The organism is Methanobrevibacter sp., from assembly GCF_045116495.1.
Lineage (GTDB): Archaea > Methanobacteriota > Methanobacteria > Methanobacteriales > Methanobacteriaceae > Methanocatella.
Genome location: NZ_JBGULU010000037.1, coordinates 1 through 2944, shown reverse-complemented (window position 1 = coordinate 2944; position 2944 = coordinate 1). Strand labels below are relative to the sequence as shown.

At 34.3% G+C, this 2944-nt stretch carries 5 protein-coding genes and 1 pseudogene; 4 read left to right on the top strand and 2 right to left on the bottom strand.

Annotated elements, in window-relative coordinates; translation table 11 throughout:
- The 4 genes from ACJMLH_RS01835 to argH all read left to right on the top strand — a co-directional run.
- Window positions 1-184 (top strand): DUF359 domain-containing protein (locus ACJMLH_RS01835; protein ID WP_405274228.1); only part of this gene is annotated, 184 nt, incomplete at its 5' end.
- Window positions 185-201: 17 nt separating this feature from the next.
- Entirely contained in the window at window positions 202-525 is a 324-nt protein-coding gene (locus ACJMLH_RS01830) for a 30S ribosomal protein S24e (protein ID WP_292605395.1), read from the top strand.
- Between the two features lie 9 nt (window positions 526-534).
- The gene (locus ACJMLH_RS01825) at window positions 535-687 is read left to right on the top strand and encodes a 30S ribosomal protein S27ae (RefSeq protein ID WP_069575404.1); all 153 of its coding nucleotides are present in this window, start codon (window positions 535-537) and stop codon (window positions 685-687) included.
- 70 nt (window positions 688-757) lie between these two features.
- Window positions 758-2179: an argininosuccinate lyase gene (gene argH / locus ACJMLH_RS01820; RefSeq protein ID WP_405274227.1), complete on the top strand. Its 1422-nt coding sequence runs from the start codon at window positions 758-760 to the stop codon at window positions 2177-2179.
- A 196-nt stretch (window positions 2180-2375) separates the two neighbouring features.
- Here argH and ACJMLH_RS01815 read toward each other — a convergent pair whose 3' ends face one another.
- Entirely contained in the window at window positions 2376-2561 is a 186-nt protein-coding gene (locus ACJMLH_RS01815; RefSeq protein WP_405274226.1) for a hypothetical protein, read from the bottom strand.
- A 36-nt stretch (window positions 2562-2597) separates the two neighbouring features.
- A pseudogene (locus ACJMLH_RS01810) lies at window positions 2598-2944 on the bottom strand (ATPase); the annotation flags it as partial.

Genomic DNA, 2944 nt, shown 5'->3' with positions numbered 1-2944 from the left:
TGGCGAATGTTATGTAATTGAAGTAGCGGGGGAAGAAGATCTTGCAGTTCTTCCTTGCATCTTAATGGCTAATCCAGAAACTACAATTCTATATGGACAACCTAATGAAGGTTTAGTACTTTTAAAAGTTTCTGACATGAAAGATAAAGCTCAAAAGCTTATTGACGGATTTATTGAAGAATAAATAAATGAGGTTTTATAATGGAAATTGAATTTATTGAAGAAAAAGAAAATAAAGTATTTAACAGAAAAGAAATTAAATTTTATGTTGATTACGATGGAGAAGCAACTCCTAAAGTATTAGATATTAAATCAAAATTAGTTGCTTTATTAAATACTAAAAAAGAGTTAATTGTTGTAGATAATGTACAACCACACTACGGTGAACCTAAAGCATTAGGTTATGCTAAAGTTTATGATACTGTTGACGATTTAGAATATATTGAAGCTCAACATGTCATTGCTAAAAATGAAGAACCTGAAGAAGAACCTGCTGAAGAAGAAGCTGAAGCAGATGAAGAATAGGTGGTTTATATGGTAAAAAAATCTGATCTTTACAAAGTAGATGGAGACAAAATTGAAAGAAAAAACCCAATTTGTCCTCGTTGCGGTGAAGGTGTATTCATGGCTGACCATGGTGACAGGTTTGCATGTGGTAAATGTGGATACACTGAAATGAAAAAATAAGATTTTTTAAAATCTTTATTTTCTTTTTTTATTATTTTTATTTTTAACTTACTTTTTAGAAGGGATTTTTTTGGATAATATTAGAAATGGTCGTTTTAAGACTGGAATGACTGATGAAGCCGCCGAGTACACTTCATCTCTTGAAGCGGATATGCTTCTTTTTGAAGCGGATATCAAAACTAATTTTGCACATACTTCAATGCTGAAACATGAAGGAATAATTGATGCAGAAATTGCAGATAAGATATTATGTGCTTTGGATAATCTTAAAGAGGAAGGTTATGAAGCTTTAGTCTTTGATGCTACTATTGAAGATGTTCATATGGCAATTGAAAACTATGTAACCTCTAAAATTGGTCCTGAAGCAGGTTTTATGCATACTGCAAAATCCCGTAATGACCAGGTTGCATGTGATGTCAGATTAGTTTTAAGGGAAATGATTGAAGAAATTCAAATAGGTATTTTGGAATTCATTGAAGGATTGGTTGAAATGGCAGGTGACCATTTGGAAGATATTTTCATTGGTTTCACTCACCTTCAGCATGCACAGCCGATTACAATAGCTCATCATCTGATGGCTCATGCTCAAGCTCTCAAAAGAGATTATGAACGTTTGGCAGACACTTATAAACGTGTTAATTTAAATCCGTTAGGTTCTGCAGCTATGGCTACCACCAGTTTTCCAATAAACAGGCAGTTGACTACTGATTTGCTTGGCTTTGACGCTTACCTGGAAAACTCCATGGACGGAGTTTCAGCACGTGATTTCATCACAGAAACAGTCTTTGATTTAGTGTCTTTATCATCAACTCTTGCAAAAATGTGTGAGGAATTGGTATTGTGGAGCACTTATGAGTTTGGTGTTATTGAAATGGCTGATGAATATTCATCAACTTCTTCTATTATGCCTCAAAAGAAAAATCCTGATGTGGCTGAACTTGCAAGGGGTAAGACCAGTATTGCAACCGGAGAATTGATTACTATCTTAACAATTCTTAAAGCTATTCCATACACCTACAATAGGGATTTGCAGGAAATCACTCCCCACTTATGGAATGCGGTCAAAGTGACTCGTGAAACATTGTCAATTGTAACAAAAATGATGCTTTCCGTTGAGTTTAAGGTTGACAGGTGTGCAGAGCTTGCAGGCAAGAACTTTGCAACTGCAACAGACCTTGCAGACATCATGGTTCGTGAAAAAAAGATTCCATTTAGGACTGCTCACAAAATCGTTGGAAGGATAGTTAATGAGGCTACAGCAAATGATATGGCTGAAGAGGATATCACTTCCAAATTCATTGATGACATTGCAGTCGAATTGGGCTTTGATGAATTGAATCTTGATGATGGCTTGATTCAAAGAGCTTTGAATCCTGCAGAAAATGTTAAAATCAGAGCTGTTCCGGGAGGGCCTGCTCCGGAAATGGTGCAGATTGCTCGTGATAACATTAAAGTATTTTTAAATGATGAGTTTGAAAAGAAAGGAATTTAAATTCCTTATATTTTTTTTAATTTTTAATATTTTTAGGTATACCTAAACTTTAAATACTTATAATACCAATATTATACATGTTGATATAATCCTTGGATTATTGATACATTTGGTACGAAAGGTATTTGGGAAACTTATTTAATTGTTCCTCAATAAATTCTATAAGTTATGCTCAGCTCCCAGATATCTTTAGTACCTATTCATTATCTTCATTTTTTTGAGATTCAAGGTAAGCTTCATGAATCTCGTCTGCTAGTTCTTGATTTCCTTCAATAATCGGTCCTGTATAGTCACAATCGTAACAAACCCATTGTGACCAATTTTGTGGAATAATCCATTTTACATTTTTAGATCCGCATCTTGGACAAATTTTGTGCATCATAATATATGATCTCCTATAATAGTTATTAAGTTAATGTTATTCTTTTGTTTTATAGAAACTCCAAATAAGGTCAAGTGCTTCGCCGGGCTCCAGTGCACCGGATCGGGTTTCCCTCAGAATTCTTTGAATTGAGAATTTCTTCATATATGGGAACTTTCTGTGAACTTCATAAAGGAGCGGACATCCAAATCCTTTGAATGTTTGCAAATCATAGTTTTTGATTAAGGATTTTATCTCTTGTTTGCCGACACTTAAACTTGCCGGAAGGTTCAGGCGATATAATGAATCTTCTTGCAGATTTATACATTGACTGCCGGTTGCAAGCATATCACCAAAGATAATTATTGGAATTTCGTTTGATTTTGCATATTCCTTTACAATCA